The following is a 14,596-nucleotide window of genomic DNA, read 5'->3' on the forward strand; positions in this document are numbered from 1 at the left end:
GCGCCCGGGTAGGTTGGGCGCCATGCCCGCAGCCCCGCAGACCTCCCGCCGTGCCGCGCTGCCCGGCCAGCGCGGCACGGCACCCGGCCGGCAAGCGGCCCGGGGAGCGGCGCGGCGCGGCCGGTGGTGGCCGGCGCTGCTCGTGCCGCTCGCCGTCGCCGTCACCCACCTGCCGTCTTTCCTGCGCCCGCTGTGGAACCCGGACGAGGGCTTCCTGGCCGTCCAGGCCCGGCTGCTCGCGCACGGCGGGGTGCTCTACGACACCGTGGTGGACCGCAAGCCGCCGCTGCTGCCCTGGCTCTACCAGGGGCTGCTCGGGCTCTTCGGCGACGGTTCGCTGTGGCCGGTGCGGGTCGCCGCGCTGGTCGCCCACACGGTGACCGCGACGTTGCTCGCTTCCATCGCCCGCCGCCGCTGGGGACGGCGGGCCGGGCTCGCCGCCGGGCTCGGGTACGCGCTGGGCTCCATCGGCCTCGCCCCGGAGGACACCCAGGCGGCCACCTTCGAGGTCTTCATGCTGCCGTGGACGGTGGCCGCGGTCGCGGCGGCCGAGCGGCGCCGCTGGGCCCTGGCGGGGCTGGCGGTGGCGGGCGCGGCGCTGACCAAGCAGACCGGCGGCGCGGTGCTCCTGCCGGTCGCCTGGCTGCTGTGGCGGGGCGGGGGGAAACGGTTGCCGGGGGCGCTGCGGCTGGCCGCCGGGTTCGCCGTGCCGATCGCGGCGGTGGCCTGCGCGCTCGGCCCGGGGCCCATGCTGTTCTGGACGGTCACCGGCTCCGGCTCGTACGCCTCGGCCGCCGGCGCGGTGGCCACCGCGGTCGGCCGGGCGCTGGGCAACGCCGGGCTGCTGCTGGCCGCCTGCGCCGGGTTCGCGGTGCCCGTCGGGTGGCTGCTGCCGCGCCGGCGCCGCCCGGCCGGCACCTCGGGGCTGTGGGTGTGGCTCGGTGCCTCCGCGCTCGCCGTGGTCACCGGGTTCCAGTTCTTCGGCCACTACTACCTGCAACTGCTGCCGCCGCTGGTGCTGCTCGGGGTGGCCGCGCTGCGCGAGCTGCCCCGGCTGCGGCGCCCGGCGGCGGCCTGGACCCTGCTCGCCGCCGCCGGCTGCCTGGCCTGGGGGCTGGCCGCGCCCCACGCCGAGCTGGACCACGCCCGCCGGGTCGCGGCGGCGGTACGCGCCCGTACCGGGCCGGACGACCCCGTCCTGGTGTGGGGGATGCACCCGGAGGACTACTGGCTGGCCCGTCGCACCCCGGCCAGCCGTTACCTGACCGCCGGGTTCCTCACCAACTTCAGCGGCGGACACGGCGGCGCCCGGGTCGGCGAGCGGTACGCCGTCCCCGGCGCGTGGGACGTCTTCCGCGCCGAGGTACGCCGCCGCCCGCCCGCCCTCGTCGTCGACGACTCCCGCGGCGCCCCCTACGCCCCCGCCCGCACCCCCTCCCTGCGCGCCCTGCTGGCGTCCGGCTACCACCGGGTGGCCACGGTGGACGGCGCGGTGGTCTACGCCAGGGGGTAGCCGCGGCCGGAACGGCTAGGGCCGTACCGTACGCGGGCCGGCGCAGGTGGCGCCCAGGGGCTGGACGCGGCGGCGCAGCTCGCGGTCGGCGGTGATCAGCAGGAGCGGACGGTGCGGGGCGCGGCGGGCGGCCTCGGCCAGCAGCTCGACCATGCGGTCGTCGCCGCTGCCGGGGGCCGCCTCGACCCGCACCCCGGGCACCGGCGGCACCTCCCGGGCGGCGCCCTCCACCACCAGCAGCACGTCCAGCGGCGGGCGGCGGAACGCCTCGGGGACGTCGTCGCGGGCCGGCAGCCCCTGGGCGGCCAGCGGCGCCAGGAAGTCCCGCAGCCGCTCCGTGGCCGCGTACCGGTCCCGCCACCAGCCGTCCGGCACCGACCCCACCGTGTTCGCCGCGTCGACCACGACCAGCGGCACCTCGTCCTCACCCAGCACGTCCATGGCCACCACCCTGCCACGACACGCCCGGGTCGCTCGGTGGTATACAGGCGCGGTACGGCTCGACGAGGGAACGATGGGACGCGAGATGGCACAGTCCAAGGGAGCGCAGGGCACCCAGGCCCAGGGGGAACCGGCGGCTTCCGGCACGGCGGGGGCCCGGCACCCGGGGCGCCGCTGGCGGCCCTACACCGCGGCGGTCGTGGCGGTGGCCGCGGTCTTCGCCGGCTCCGCGGCGATCGGCGCCCACGTGCGCTCCGGCAAGACCACCGCCTTCAAGGCGCCCAGCGGGCTGCCGTCGGCCGGCCCGGAGAGCCTGGCGATCCCGGTGCGGCCCACCGTCCCGGTGACCCTCACCGTCTACGAGGACCTGCGCAGCCGGGCCTCGCGCGACTTCGCCCGGGCGTACGCCCCGACCTTCGACGCCCTGCTCCGCTCCGGCCAGGTGCAGCTCGCCTACCGGCTGGTGACCCAGAGCGACACCGAGCACGGGGGCACCGGCTCCGCCCAGGCGGCCAACGCCGCGGCCTGCGCCCAGGACCAGGGCAAGGACCAGTTCCGGGACTACGTGGCCGAGCTGTGGCGCAAGCAGCCCGACCCGTCCTCGGACAAGTTCGCCTCCGGCGCCTACCTGATCAGGCTCGCCAAGAAGGTCAAGGGCATCCAGGAGGCCGAGTTCACCCCCTGCGTGCAGGAGCGCGACCACCAGGGCTGGGTCCGCCGCTCCCAGCAGCAGTTCGCCGCCGCCCACCTCGGCGACGTCCCGGTGGTCGACGTCAACGGCCGGACGTACTCGGTGACCGGCGACAAGCTGACCCCGGCCAAGCTGCGCAAGCTGGTCGCCGCCGCGGTCAAGCAGGCGCAGGGCACCACGCCGTCCGCCGCCCCGTCGCCGTCCGCCTCCGGGCAGCGCGCCGCCGGCTGACCGGCCCCGGTCACGACGAAGCGCCGGCCGGCCCGCGTCGAAGCGGGCCGGCCGGCGCTCACGTTCCGCCGCCGGTTACGCCGGGACGCTCGCCACGCCCGCCGGCAGGAACCGCTTGCCGTTGACGCGCTCGGAGACGCCCTGCCGGTCCAGGTACGGGGTGATGCCGCCGAGGTGGAACGGCCAGCCGGCGCCGGTGATCAGGCACAGGTCGATGTCCTGCGCCTCGGCGACCACGCCCTCGTCCAGCATCAGGCCGATCTCCTGGGCCACCGCGTCCAGCACCCGGTCGCGCACCTGCTCCTCGGTGAGCACCCGGTCACCCTGCTTGAGCAGCGCGGCGACCTCGGGGTCCAGCTCCGGCCTGCCGGAGTCGTAGACGTAGAAGCCGCGCTTGCCGGCCTCCACGACCGCCTTGAGGTTCGGCGAGACGGTGAACCGCTCCGGGAACGCCTTGTGCAGCGTCTCCGACACGTGCAGACCGATCGCCGGCCCCACCAGCTCCAGCAGCACCAGCGGCGACATCGGCAGCCCCAGCGGCTCGACCGCCTTCTCGGCCACCGCGACCGGGGTGCCCTCGTCGATGACGTTCTGGATCTCCCCCATGAAGCGGGTCAGGATGCGGTTGACCACGAACGCCGGGGCGTCCTTGACCAGCACCGCGGTCTTCTTCAGCTTCTTGGCCACGGCGAACGCGGTGGCCAGCGAGGCGTCGTCGGTCCGCTCGCCGCGCACGATCTCCAGCAGCGGCAGCACGGCCACCGGGTTGAAGAAGTGGAAGCCGACGACCCGCTCCGGGTGCTCCAGCTTGGCCGCCATCTCGCTGACCGACAGCGAGGAGGTGTTGGTCGCCAGGATCGCGTCCGGCCGGACCACCGCCTCCACCTCGGCGAACACCTGCTGCTTGACGCCCAGCTCCTCGAAGACCGCCTCGATCACGAAGTCGGCGTCCCCGAAGGCCGCGGCCTTGTCGAGCGAACCGGTCACCAGCGCCTTGAGGCGGTTGGCCGTGTCGTTGTTGATCCGGCCCTTGGCGAGCAGCTTGTCGACCTCGCCGTGCACGTAGCCGACGCCCTTGTCGATCCGCTCCTGGTCGATGTCGGTCAGCACGACCGGCACCTGGAGGCGGCGGGCGAAGAGCAGGGCGAGCTGCGAGGCCATCAGGCCGGCGCCGACCACGCCCACCTTGGAGACCGGGCGGGCCAGGTTCTTGTCCGGCGCGCCGGCCGGCCGCTTGCCGCGCTTCTGCACCAGGTTGAAGGCGTAGATGCCGGAGCGCAGCTCACCGCTCATGATCAGGTCGGCGAGCGCCTGGTCCTCGGCGTCGAAGCCCTGGCGCAGGTCGCCGTTCTTGGCCGCGGCGATGATGTCCAGCGCCCGGTAGGCGGCCGGGGCGGCGCCGTGCACCTTGCCGTCGGCGATGAACCGGCCGCGCTCGACGGCCTGGTCCCACGCCTCCCCGCGGTCCACTGCGGGGCGGACGACCTCGATCTCGCCCTTGAGGACGGCGGCGGTCCAGCGCAGCGACTCCTCCAGGAAGTCGGCGCCCTCGAAGATGGCGTCGGCGATGCCCAGTTCGTGCACCTGGGCGCCCTTGAGCTGCTTGTTCTGGTTGAGCGCGTTCTCGATGATCACGCTCACCGCGCGGTCGGCGCCGATCAGGTTGGGCAGCAGCGTGCAGCCGCCCCACCCCGGCACCAGCCCGAGGAAGACCTCCGGCAGCGAGAACGCCGGCAGCGCCGCGGAGACCGTACGGTACGAGCAGTGCAGCCCGACCTCGACGCCGCCGCCCATCGCCGCGCCGTTGTAGTACGCGAACGTCGGCACGGCCAGCGACTGCAGGCGCTTGAAGACGTCGTGGCCGCCCTTGCCGATGGCGAGCGCGTCCGCACGGTCGCGCAGCAGCTCGACGCCCTTGAGGTCGGCGCCGACGGCGAAGATGAACGGCTTGCCGGTGATGCCGACGCCGACGATCTCGCCGTCCGCCGCCTCCTTCTCGACCTGGTCGAGGGCGGCGTCGAGGTTGGCCAGCGACTGCGGGCCGAAGGTGGTCGGCTTGGTGTGGTCCAGGCCGTTGTCCAGGGTGATCAGGGCGAACCGGCCCGCCCCCTGCGGCAGGTCGAGGTGGCGCACCTGGGCGCTGGTGACGACCTCGTCAGGGAACAGCTCGGCCGCACCCTTCAACAGCTCGGCGGTCGTGGTCACTTGCCCTCCCAGTGCGGGTTCTCCCAGATGACGGTCCCGCCCATGCCGAAGCCGACGCACATGGTGGTCAGGCCGTAGCGGACGTGCGGCTGCTCCTCGAACTGCCGGGCCAGCTGGGTCATCAGCCGGACGCCGGAGGAGGCCAGCGGGTGGCCGTAGGCGATCGCGCCGCCGTACTGGTTGACGCGCGCGTCGTCGTCGGCGATGCCGTAGTGGTCGAGGAAGGCGAGCACCTGCACGGCGAACGCCTCGTTGATCTCGAACAGGCCGATGTCGGAGATCGACAGCGCGGCCTTGGCCAGCGCCTTCTCGGTGGCCGGCACCGGACCGATGCCCATCACCTCCGGCTCCACGCCCGCGAAGGCGTAGGAGACCAGCCGCATCTTCACCGGGAGCCCCAGCTCCGCGGCGACGTCCTCGGCGGCCAGCAGGGAGGCGGTGGCGCCGTCGTTGAGACCGGCCGCGTTGCCCGCGGTCACCCGGCCGTGCGGACGGAACGGGGTCTTCAGCCCGGCCAGTTGCTCCAGCGTGGTGCCCGGGCGCATCGGCTCGTCGGCGGTGGCCAGGCCCCAACCGGTCTCGCCGGCCTCAGCGTTGGTGCGGCGCACCGAGATCGGCACCAGATCCTGCTGGATCTTGCCGTTGGCGTACGCCTTGGCGGCCTTCTCCTGGCTGCGCACCGCGTACTCGTCGGCGCGGGCCTTGGTCAGGTGCGGGAAGCGGTCGTGCAGGTTCTCCGCCGTCATCCCCATGAACAGGGCCGACTCGTCGACCAGCTTCTCGGAGACGAACCGCGGGTTGGGGTCGACGCCCTCGCCCATCGGGTGGCGCCCCATGTGCTCGACGCCGCCGGCCACCACGACGTCGTACGCGCCGAAGGCGATGCCGCCGGAGGTGGTGGTCACCGCGGTCATCGCGCCGGCGCACATCCGGTCGATGGAGAACCCGGGGACGGTCTTGGGCAGCCCGGCCAGGATACCGGCGGTACGGCCCAGGGTGAGCCCCTGGTCACCGATCTGGGTGGTAGCCGCGACCGCCACCTCGTCGATCCGCTCGGCGGGCAGCTCGGGGTTGCGCCGCAGCAGCTCCCGGATGCACTTGATCACCAGATCGTCGGCACGGGTCTCGTGGTAGATGCCCTTCGGGCCCGCCTTGCCGAACGGGGTGCGGACGCCGTCGACGAAGACGACATCCCTAGCGGTACGAGGCACGTTGGCTCTCCCTTTGACTGTGTTCGCTCGCCTCCGGGCGCTCGGCCCGGCCGCGCGCGCCATGACGGGGCGGCGCCGGGCGTGGCGGGCATCCCGGCAGAGCCCGCCGCAAGGAGAACCCGCGGCGGCTCACGAACGTCATGCTACTTATGAGTAACCAGCGTGCCCAGTCCCCCCGCCCTAAGCGGCGAAGGTCACATCCCGCCACGGTCCGGACGAGTGACGAGGAAACGGCGCACCGGCCCCGGCCCGGCCCGCCGCCGAACAGCGCTCCGGCCGGTCACCCGGGGCGTGCAGAGGCCCGGGTGACCGGCCGGAGCGGGTCTCAGGCGCCGCTTTCGGCGGCGGTCAGCGCCTTCGCCACCACCTCGGAGACCAGCTCGATCTGCCAGGCGCGGGCGCCTCGTTCGGCGAGCCGCAGCGCCACCGCCTCGGCGGTCGCCGGGCGCGGCGGCTCCCAGCACACCCGGCGGACGGTGTCCGGCGAGACGAGGTTCTCCTGCGGCAGGCCGAGCCGCTCGGCCAGCTCGGTGACGGCGGTACGGGCGGCGGCGAGCCGGGCCGCGGCGGCCGGGTCCTTGTCCGCCCAGGCGCGCGGCGGCGGCGGCCCGGAGGGGGCCGGCCCGGGCTGCGGCAGCTCCCGTTCCGGCAGCCCGCGCGCGTGGTCCACCGCCTTCTGCCAGCTCTCCAGCTGACGGCGGGACATCCGGTTGCCGAACCCGGGCAGCGCGGCGAGCGCGTGCGCGTTGGGCGGCATCGCCAGGGCCGCGGCCACGATGGCGGCGTCGGTGAGCACCCGGCCGGGGGAGACGTCCCGTTCCCGGGCGATCCGGTCGCGCAGGTTCCACAACTCCCGTACCACGCCGAGCTGTCGGCGCCGGCGGATCTTGTGCATCCCGGAGGTGCGGCGCCACGGGTCGGTACGCGGGGCGGGCGGGGGAGCCGCCGCGATCGCCGCGAACTCCTGGAGCGCCCACTCCAACTTGCCCTGGGCGCGCAGCTCTTCCTCCAGCGCGTCGCGCAGGTCCACCAGCAACTCCACGTCGAGCGCGGCGTACCGCAGCCACGGCTCGGGGAGTGGACGGGTGGACCAGTCCACGGCGGAGTGGCCCTTCTCCAGGGCGAAGCCGAGCACGTTCTCCACCATCGCGCCGAGGCCCACCCGGGCGAAGCCGGCGAGCCGCCCGGCCAGCTCGGTGTCGAACAGCTTGGCCGGCCGCATCCCGATCTCGTCGAGGCAGGGCAGGTCCTGGGTGGCCGCGTGGAGCACCCACTCGGTGTCGGCGAGCGCGTCGCCCAGCGCGGACAGGTCGGGACAGGCGACGGGGTCGATCAGCGCGGTCCCTGCTCCGGCGCGGCGCAGCTGGACCAGGTAGGCCCGCTGCCCGTAGCGGTAGCCGGATGCGCGCTCGGCGTCCACGGCGACCGGGCCGGTGCCCGCCGCGAAGGCCGCCACCACGTCGGCGAGGGCCTGCGGGTCTGCGGTCACCGGCGGGATGCCGTCGCGCGGGTCCAGCAACGGGACCGGCGCCGGAATTGCTTCGCTTGCTGCGGTCTCAGGGGCGTCGGTCACCCGTCAAGGGTAGCCGGGCCCGCTCACCGGCCGCTCCGCCCAGCCCCCCGGTCGACCACGGACCAGGTCGGAACGGGGGCGCGAGCAGCGGCGCGTGCGTGTGCCGGGCTCCGCCGTAGGACGCCGGGGCGCCGGGCGGGGGAGGCACGGCGTGGAGTGGGGCGGGCGTGCCCGGGCCGGGATCGGGCGGAGCGGTGGCGTGTGCGTTGGGGTTGGGGGGCGTTCGGGTGCGCGGGACGGGGAGGCTGCGTACGGCATCGGGCGTCGGGGCGCTGAGCCGACGCGGGGGTGGCGGGGCGTGAAGCGGGGCGCGCGGATCCGGGCCGGGCTCCGGCGGATCCGACGCGGGTGCGCGGGCGCGGGGCGAGCCGGCGTGCGCGTGCGGGGTGGGGGCTCGGGGTGCCGGGCCGCCGGCGGGGCGTGAAGCGGGGCGCGGATGCCTGGGCCGGGCTCTGGCGGAGTCGGCGCACGGGTGCGGGGTGGGGCCCGACGGTACGGGCGGGGCGCGGGGAACCGGCGTACGCGGGGAGCGGGCGCCGGGGCGCACGGGGCGGCGCCCGCCGACGGAAACGTTCCGTCCACGGGCGCCCGTGCGGGCCGGCCGCCGGTCAGTGGATGATGCCGGTGCGCAGTGCCACCGCCACCATGCCCGCCCGGTCGCCGGTACCCAGCTTGCGGGCGATGCGGGCGAGATGGCTCTTGACGGTGAGGGCGGAGAGCCCCATCGACACCCCGATCGCCTTGTTCGACTGGCCCTCGGCGACCAGCCGGAGCACCTCGACCTCGCGGCCGGACAGCTCGCGGTAGCCGCCCGGGTGGCCGGGAACGCCCGGTGGACGGCGCTGGAGCCGCGCTCCGGGGGCCCCGATCGGCGCGGCGCCGGGACGCTGGGTGAGGCCGACGTTGGTACGGGTGCCGGTGACGACGTACCCCTTGACGCCGCCGGCGAGGGCGTTGCGTACCGCTCCGATGTCGTCCGCCGCGGAGAGCGCCAGCCCGTTGGGCCAGCCGGCCGCCCGGGTCTCGGCGAGCAGGGTCAGCCCGGAACCGTCGGGCAGGTGGACGTCGGCGACGCAGATGTCCCGCGGCGTGCCGACCCGGGGGCGGGCCTCCGCGATCGACGACGCTTCGATCACGTCGCGCACCCCGAGGGCCCACAGATGCCGTGTCACGGTGCTGCGGACGCGCGGGTCGGCGACGACGACCATGGCCGTCGGCTTGATCGGGCGGTAGGCGACCAGGCTTGTGGGATGGTCGAGAAGAACCGACACCGGGCCTCCTGTGGGCTGACGGGACACACCGGCGAATGGGGGAGGAACCGGGTGTCCGTGGGGGATAAGGTCACAGTCTCCTTCGGCAGCATCCGAACCCGGCTTTAGGGAAAGATCACGATTTATTGCGTAACAATTCGGACGAGGCGGGCGCACAGGTGATCGGATCCAGGCGAATTTCGTATCGAGTCGGTCACGGATAGTCCGTTCCGGGTGCCGTCCGCCCATCGCCGCGCAGCCGTCCGCCGCACCCGCCGGGTACGTGCACGCGCCGTTCCGTACGTCCGCTCGGCCGCGCGCGGCCACGCCCCGGCGGGCGCCGGGCGCGTGGGCGGGACGGCGCCCCCGCCGGGGCTCCGGCGCGGGCGTTGACGGGGGAGGCGGCGTCAGCGCGGGCCGCGGCGCTTGGGGAGCGAGACGATGCCGCCGCTCTGGTCGTCCTGGGCCGGCGGCAGCCCCGCGCTGGTGCACAGGAACTCGCACCACGCGGCCAGGTGCGCCGCGACGTCCGGCGCCCCGGCCGGGGTGAGCCCCGGGGTCCACGAGGCGCGCACCTCGATCTCGGTGGTGTCCGGACGGTCGGCCAGGGCGCCGAAGTGGTGCGAGGAACTGCGTGACACCGTGCCGCCCGCCTCCGCGTACCCCGCGCCGCGCGCGTCGAGCGCACCGGTCAGCCACGACCAGCACACCTCCGGCAGCAACGGGTCCGCCGCCATCTCCGGCTCCAGCTCCGCCCGGGCGAGGGTGACCACCCGGAACGCGCCATGCCACGCCTCGTGGCCGGCCGGGTCGTGCAGCAGGATCAGCCGGCCGTCCGCCAGCTCCTCGCCCTCCACCACGACCGCCGCCTCCAGCGCGTAGGCGTGGGGGGCGAGCCGTTTGGGCGCGGGCATCGGCGACAGCTCCACCTCGGCCCGCACCCGGGCCGTCCGTAGCGCGTCGACCGCCTGCCGGAAGACGGGCGGCGCCTCACCGCCGTCCTCGTCCGCGAGGTGCCCCTGAGCCACAGCCATGCCCGGAAGACTAGGCCGCTGGCACCCGCGCGTCCGGTAGGGACACCGGCATGGGCGGGTCGCCGGGCCCGGCCGGGGAGGGCCGCCGCCGGGGCGTGGGAAGATTCAGGGGTGAGTGCTGAAGACGCAGGCGTGAGTGCCGAAGAGCGAGCCGACGGACCCGGCGCGGCCGAGGTCCGCCGCCACCCCAACCCGCTGACCGCCGACTCGGCGTTCATCCGCGCCTGCCGCCGCGAGCCGGTCCCGCACACCCCGGTGTGGTTCATGCGGCAGGCCGGGCGCTCGCTGCCGGAGTACCACAAGGTGCGCGAGGGCGTCCCGATGCTGGACTCCTGCATGCGTCCCGACCTGGTCACCGAGATCACGCTGCAGCCGGTCCGCCGCCACAAGGTGGACGCCGCCATCTACTACAGCGACATCGTGGTCCCGCTGAAGGCCATCGGGCTCGACCTGGACATCAAGCCCGGCGTCGGCCCGGTCTTCGCCGAGCCCGTCCGCAGCCGTGCCGACCTCGACCGGCTCCGCCCGCTCGAACCCGGTGACGTCCACTACGTCACCGAGGCGATCGGCATGCTCACCGCGGAACTCGGTGCCACCCCGCTGATCGGTTTCGCCGGCGCACCGTTCACGCTCGCCAGTTATCTGGTCGAAGGCGGTCCGTCCCGCAATCACGAACGCACCAAAGCGCTCATGTACGGCGACCCGCAGCTCTGGGCCGACCTCCTCGACCGGCTCGCCGGGATCACCGCGGCCTTCCTGAAGGTGCAGATCGAGGCGGGCGCCTCGGCGGTGCAGCTCTTCGACTCCTGGGCCGGCGCCCTCGCCCCGGACGACTACCGGCGCTCCGTCCTGCCCGCCTCGGCCAAGGTCTTCGACGCGGTGGCCGGATACGGCGTGCCGCGCATCCACTTCGGTGTCGGCACCGGCGAACTGCTGGGCCTGATGGGCCGGGCCGGCGCCGACGTGGTGGGCGTCGACTGGCGCGTCCCGCTGGACGAGGCGGCCGGCCGGGTCGGCCCGCACAAGGCGCTCCAGGGCAACCTCGACCCCGCCGTGCTCTTCGCCCCGACGCCGGCGGTGGAGACCAAGGCCCGCGAGGTGCTGCACGCCGCGCAGAGCGCCCCCGGCCACATCTTCAACCTCGGCCACGGGGTGATCCCGGACACCGACCCGGACGCGCTCACCCGGCTCGTCGACTTCGTCCACACCGTCACCGAGGACACGAGCGGCGCACGGCCCGGGGCACGCTGAAGCCGGTGCCGGCGCGGGTGGCACAGTGGACGTCATGAGCGCAGCGAGGTCGCAACGTCCTGAGGAAACCGCCACCCCGGAAGCGGCCGACGGCCCGGAGGCCCCCGGCGGCGCGGCCGGTGCCGCCACGCTCGGGCACGTCGTGGTCGTCGGCGGCGGCATCTCCGGGCTCGCCGCCGCCCACCGGCTGGTGACCGCCGGTGCCCGGGTCACCGTGCTGGAGGCCGCCGACCGGCTCGGCGGCAAACTCCACGCCGACGAGATCGCCGGGGTCCCCGTCGACCTGGGCGCCGAGTCCATGCTGGCCCGGCGCCCGGAGGCGGTCGCGCTCGCCCGGCGGGTCGGCCTCGGCCCCGACCTCCAGCCGCCGGCCACCGCCCAGGCCGCGCTGTGGACCCGGGGCCGGCTGCGCCCGATGCCGCGCGGCCACGTCATGGGCGTCCCCGGCGATCTCCAGCCGCTCTCCGCCTCCGGGGTGCTCTCCCCGGCCGGCCTCGCCCGCATCCCCCTCGACCACGTACTCCCGCGCACCGAGGTCGGCGAGGACGTCGCCATCGGCGAGTACGTGGCCGCCCGCCTCGGCCGCGAAGTGGTCGACCGGCTCGTCGAACCCCTCCTCGGCGGCGTCTACGCGGGCAACTCCTACCGCCTCTCCATGCGGGCCGCCGTGCCCCAGCTGTACGCCGCCGCCCGCGCCGAACGCTCGCTGATCGAGGGCGTACGGGCCGTCCAGGCCAAGGCGGCCTCCTCCACCGCGCAGGAGTCCTCCGGCCGCGCCGTCACCGGGGACGACCGGGCGGGCGCCGCGGCCGGACCGGTCTTCATGGGCATCGCCGGCGGCGTGGGACGGCTGCCGCTCGCGGTCGCCGACGCCTGCCGCGCCGCGGGCGCCGACATCCGCACCGGCACCCGGGTGCACACCCTGCGGCGGACGGCCGACGGCTGGCGGCTGGCCGCAGACGGCCCCGGCGGACGGTACGCCCTCCAGGCCGACGCCGTGGTGCTCGCCGTCCCCGGCCCCGCCGCGGCCCGGCTGCTCGCCGCCGAGTCGCCCGGGGCGGCGGCCGAACTGAGCACCGTGGAGTGCGCCGGCATGGCGCTGATCACCATGGCCTTCCGCCGCCGCGACCTGCTGAACGCCCCCGCCGGCAGCGGCTTCCTGGTGCCCCCGGTCGACGGCCGCACCATCAAGGCGGCCACCTTCGCCACCCGCAAGTGGGGCTGGATCGACCAGGCCGGCCCGGACACCTTCGTGCTGCGCACCTCCATCGGACGCCACGGCGAGGAGGCCGACCTGGCCTGGGACGACACCGACCTGGTGCGGCTGTCCCGGGAGGACCTGGCACAGGCCGCCGGGGTCACCGCGGTGCCGGTCGCCGCCCGGGTGACCCGGTGGACCGAGGGCCTGCCGCAGTATCCGGTCGGCCACCTGGAGCGCACCGCGCGCGTCCGCGAACACGTCGCCAAGCTGCCCGGCCTCGCGGTCTGCGGCGCCGCCTACGACGGCGTGGGCATCCCGGCCTGCGTCGCCACCGCCGACCGCGCCGCCGACGAGGTACTGGCCACCCTGCGCACGGCCGTCCGGAACGACGCGGGAGAATAGCCCCATGACCGACAACGCCGCCCCCGCCAAGGCCCCCAACGCGGGCAAGAAGGCCCGTGACCTCAACGAGGTCATCCGCTACACCCTGTGGTCCGTCTTCAAGCTGCGCGACGTGCTCCCCGAGGACCGCGCCGGCTACGCGGAGGAGGTCGAGGAGCTCTTCGAACAGCTCGACGCCAAGGACGTCACCATCCGCGGCACGTACGACCTGTCCGGGCTGCGCGCCGACGCCGACGTGATGATCTGGTGGCACGCCGAGACCTCCGACGTGCTCCAGGACGCCTACAACCGCTTCCGCCGCACCAAGCTGGGCCGCTCGCTGGAGCCGGTCTGGTCCAACATGGCGCTGCACCGCCCGGCCGAGTTCAACAAGTCGCACATCCCGGCCTTCCTGGCCGACGAGACGCCGCGCGAGTACGTGAGCGTCTACCCGTTCGTGCGCTCCTACGACTGGTACCTGCTGCCCGACGAGGACCGCCGCCGGATGCTCGCCGACCACGGCAAGATGGCCCGCGGCTACCCGGACGTACGCGCCAACACCGTCGCCTCCTTCGCCCTCGGTGACTACGAGTGGGTCCTCGCGTTCGAGGCCGACGAGCTGCACCGCATCGTGGACCTCATGCGCCACCTGCGCGGCTCCGAGGCGCGGATGCACGTCCGTGAGGAGATCCCGTTCTTCACCGGCCGCCGCAAGGCCGTGGCCGACCTGGTGGCCGGCCTCGCCTGAGCCGCCCCGACGCCGGGCCGCCCCGTGGCCGGCCCGGCGGCCGGTCAGCGCGTGCCGTACCGCCGCCGGACGGGGGCGAGCGCGGCGCGCAGCGCCGGATCGGGCAGGGCGTCGGCGCCGCCGACCGCGAGCGCCAGCAGCGGACGGTGCGCGCCCGCCGGTATCGCGCGCAGCGCGGCCACCCCGGCCGGGGCCGCCCACCGGGTCCAGGCGCGCACCTCGGCGCGGGCGATCAGCAGACAGCCCACCGTCAGCAGCAGCGGCAGCGCGAACCACCACAGCTGCCACGGCCCCTCGCCGCCCGGCACACCCAGCCCGGCGGTGACCACGAGCAGCGCCAGGACGAGCCCGGCGGCGCCGGCGGTCTGCCGTATCCCCGCGCGCAGCGCGTCCCGGGTGGCGGCGGGCACCGCGAGGCCGGCCGCCGCCAGCCGGTCGCCGAGCGCGCGGACCGCGTCGGCCGCCGCGTGCGAGGCGCGTATCGCCGCGACCGGCGACTGCCCCCGCGGCCCGATCGACGCGATCAGCGACCGCTCCACCTCGTCCCGGCCGACCGGGTCGACGACGGTGGCCCACCCGGTGTGGGCGAGCAGCAGCCGCCGCTGACCGGACATCGACACCAGCGTGACATCGGTGACCCGGCCGGGACCGCCGGCCAGGAACGCCGTTTCGTACGGCCCCAGTTCACCCGCGGGCGGGCCGGACGGGCCCGGGGCGCCGGGGTGTTCGCCCTCCGGGAGGCGGCCGTCGGCGGCCGTCATCGCCGCACGGCACAACCGCGCGCAGGAGACGAACGCCGCCGCCCAGGCGACGAGTAGCAGCGAAACCCACATGCCGGTGTTCTACTCGACGCCACTGACAACGAC

The 14,596-nt window shown here is 75.3% G+C and carries 12 protein-coding genes; 5 read left to right on the forward strand and 7 right to left on the reverse strand.

All coding sequences use genetic code 11. The features are described 5' to 3' along the window. Positions 1 to 22 precede the first annotated feature (22 nt). Complete coding sequence (locus tag SCATT_RS22130; protein WP_014145385.1) at positions 23 to 1,513, forward strand: glycosyltransferase family 39 protein; 1,491 nt, start codon at positions 23 to 25, stop codon at positions 1,511 to 1,513. Positions 1,514 to 1,528: 15 nt separating this feature from the next. Here the strand turns inward: SCATT_RS22130 and SCATT_RS22135 are convergent, their stop codons facing one another. Further along, a complete protein-coding gene (locus SCATT_RS22135; RefSeq protein WP_014628507.1) occupies positions 1,529 to 1,954 on the reverse strand; it encodes a hypothetical protein in 426 nt (141 codons plus the stop codon). An 85-nt stretch (positions 1,955 to 2,039) separates the two neighbouring features. On the opposite strand from SCATT_RS22135, the gene SCATT_RS22140 reads away from it, so the two are divergent. After that, positions 2,040 to 2,876, forward strand: coding sequence for a DsbA family protein (locus tag SCATT_RS22140; protein ID WP_231905147.1), 837 nt, complete (start codon positions 2,040 to 2,042; stop codon positions 2,874 to 2,876). 75 nt (positions 2,877 to 2,951) lie between these two features. Here SCATT_RS22140 and SCATT_RS22145 read toward each other — a convergent pair whose 3' ends face one another. The 5 genes from SCATT_RS22145 to SCATT_RS22165 all read right to left on the reverse strand — a co-directional run bounded on the left by SCATT_RS22145 (position 2,952) and on the right by SCATT_RS22165 (position 10,149). Then, the gene (locus SCATT_RS22145) at positions 2,952 to 5,081 is read right to left on the reverse strand and encodes a 3-hydroxyacyl-CoA dehydrogenase NAD-binding domain-containing protein (protein WP_014145387.1); all 2,130 of its coding nucleotides are present in this window, start codon (positions 5,079 to 5,081) and stop codon (positions 2,952 to 2,954) included. Next, positions 5,078 to 6,292, reverse strand: coding sequence for a thiolase family protein (locus SCATT_RS22150; RefSeq protein WP_014145388.1), 1,215 nt, complete (start codon positions 6,290 to 6,292; stop codon positions 5,078 to 5,080). Before SCATT_RS22150 ends, SCATT_RS22145 begins: the two co-directional genes overlap by 4 nt. A gap of 325 nt (positions 6,293 to 6,617) precedes the next feature. Continuing rightward, on the reverse strand, positions 6,618 to 7,865 hold the full coding sequence (locus SCATT_RS22155) for an HRDC domain-containing protein (RefSeq protein ID WP_014628508.1): 1,248 nt from the start codon (positions 7,863 to 7,865) through the stop codon (positions 6,618 to 6,620). A gap of 608 nt (positions 7,866 to 8,473) precedes the next feature. Continuing rightward, positions 8,474 to 9,136 (reverse strand): response regulator transcription factor, encoded by a 663-nt coding sequence (locus SCATT_RS22160; protein ID WP_014145390.1) that lies wholly within the window; start codon positions 9,134 to 9,136, stop codon positions 8,474 to 8,476. Between the two features lie 386 nt (positions 9,137 to 9,522). After that, complete coding sequence (locus SCATT_RS22165) at positions 9,523 to 10,149, reverse strand: DUF3000 domain-containing protein (protein ID WP_014145391.1); 627 nt, start codon at positions 10,147 to 10,149, stop codon at positions 9,523 to 9,525. Positions 10,150 to 10,344: 195 nt separating this feature from the next. Between SCATT_RS22165 and hemE the strand changes: the two genes are divergently transcribed. The 3 genes from hemE to hemQ are packed head-to-tail and all read left to right on the forward strand — an operon-like array spanning position 10,345 to position 13,730. Beyond that, positions 10,345 to 11,400 (forward strand): uroporphyrinogen decarboxylase, encoded by a 1,056-nt coding sequence (gene hemE, locus SCATT_RS22170; RefSeq protein WP_042507678.1) that lies wholly within the window; start codon positions 10,345 to 10,347, stop codon positions 11,398 to 11,400. Positions 11,401 to 11,434: 34 nt separating this feature from the next. Then, positions 11,435 to 13,003 (forward strand): protoporphyrinogen oxidase, encoded by a 1,569-nt coding sequence (gene hemG, locus SCATT_RS22175; RefSeq protein ID WP_014145393.1) that lies wholly within the window; start codon positions 11,435 to 11,437, stop codon positions 13,001 to 13,003. Between the two features lie 4 nt (positions 13,004 to 13,007). Further along, positions 13,008 to 13,730, forward strand: coding sequence for a hydrogen peroxide-dependent heme synthase (gene hemQ, locus SCATT_RS22180; protein ID WP_014145394.1), 723 nt, complete (start codon positions 13,008 to 13,010; stop codon positions 13,728 to 13,730). Between the two features lie 44 nt (positions 13,731 to 13,774). Here the strand turns inward: hemQ and SCATT_RS22185 are convergent, their stop codons facing one another. Next, positions 13,775 to 14,563: a TIGR04222 domain-containing membrane protein gene (locus SCATT_RS22185; protein ID WP_014145395.1), complete on the reverse strand. Its 789-nt coding sequence runs from the start codon at positions 14,561 to 14,563 to the stop codon at positions 13,775 to 13,777. Positions 14,564 to 14,596 lie beyond the last annotated feature (33 nt).

It is taken from the genome of Streptantibioticus cattleyicolor NRRL 8057 = DSM 46488 (genome assembly GCF_000240165.1).
Taxonomy (GTDB): domain Bacteria; phylum Actinomycetota; class Actinomycetes; order Streptomycetales; family Streptomycetaceae; genus Streptantibioticus; species Streptantibioticus cattleyicolor.

Coding starts and splice junctions, on each gene's coding strand:
- SCATT_RS22130 (WP_014145385.1), top strand. CDS start 23: ATGCCCGCAGCCCCGCAGACCTCCCGCCGTGCCGCGCTGCCCGGCCAG.
- SCATT_RS22135 (WP_014628507.1), bottom strand. CDS start 1,954: ATGGACGTGCTGGGTGAGGACGAGGTGCCGCTGGTCGTGGTCGACGCG.
- SCATT_RS22185 (WP_014145395.1), bottom strand. CDS start 14,563: ATGTGGGTTTCGCTGCTACTCGTCGCCTGGGCGGCGGCGTTCGTCTCC.
- SCATT_RS22165 (WP_014145391.1), bottom strand. CDS start 10,149: ATGGCTGTGGCTCAGGGGCACCTCGCGGACGAGGACGGCGGTGAGGCG.
- SCATT_RS22140 (WP_231905147.1), top strand. CDS start 2,040: ATGGCACAGTCCAAGGGAGCGCAGGGCACCCAGGCCCAGGGGGAACCG.
- hemQ (WP_014145394.1), top strand. CDS start 13,008: ATGACCGACAACGCCGCCCCCGCCAAGGCCCCCAACGCGGGCAAGAAG.
- hemG (WP_014145393.1), top strand. CDS start 11,435: ATGAGCGCAGCGAGGTCGCAACGTCCTGAGGAAACCGCCACCCCGGAA.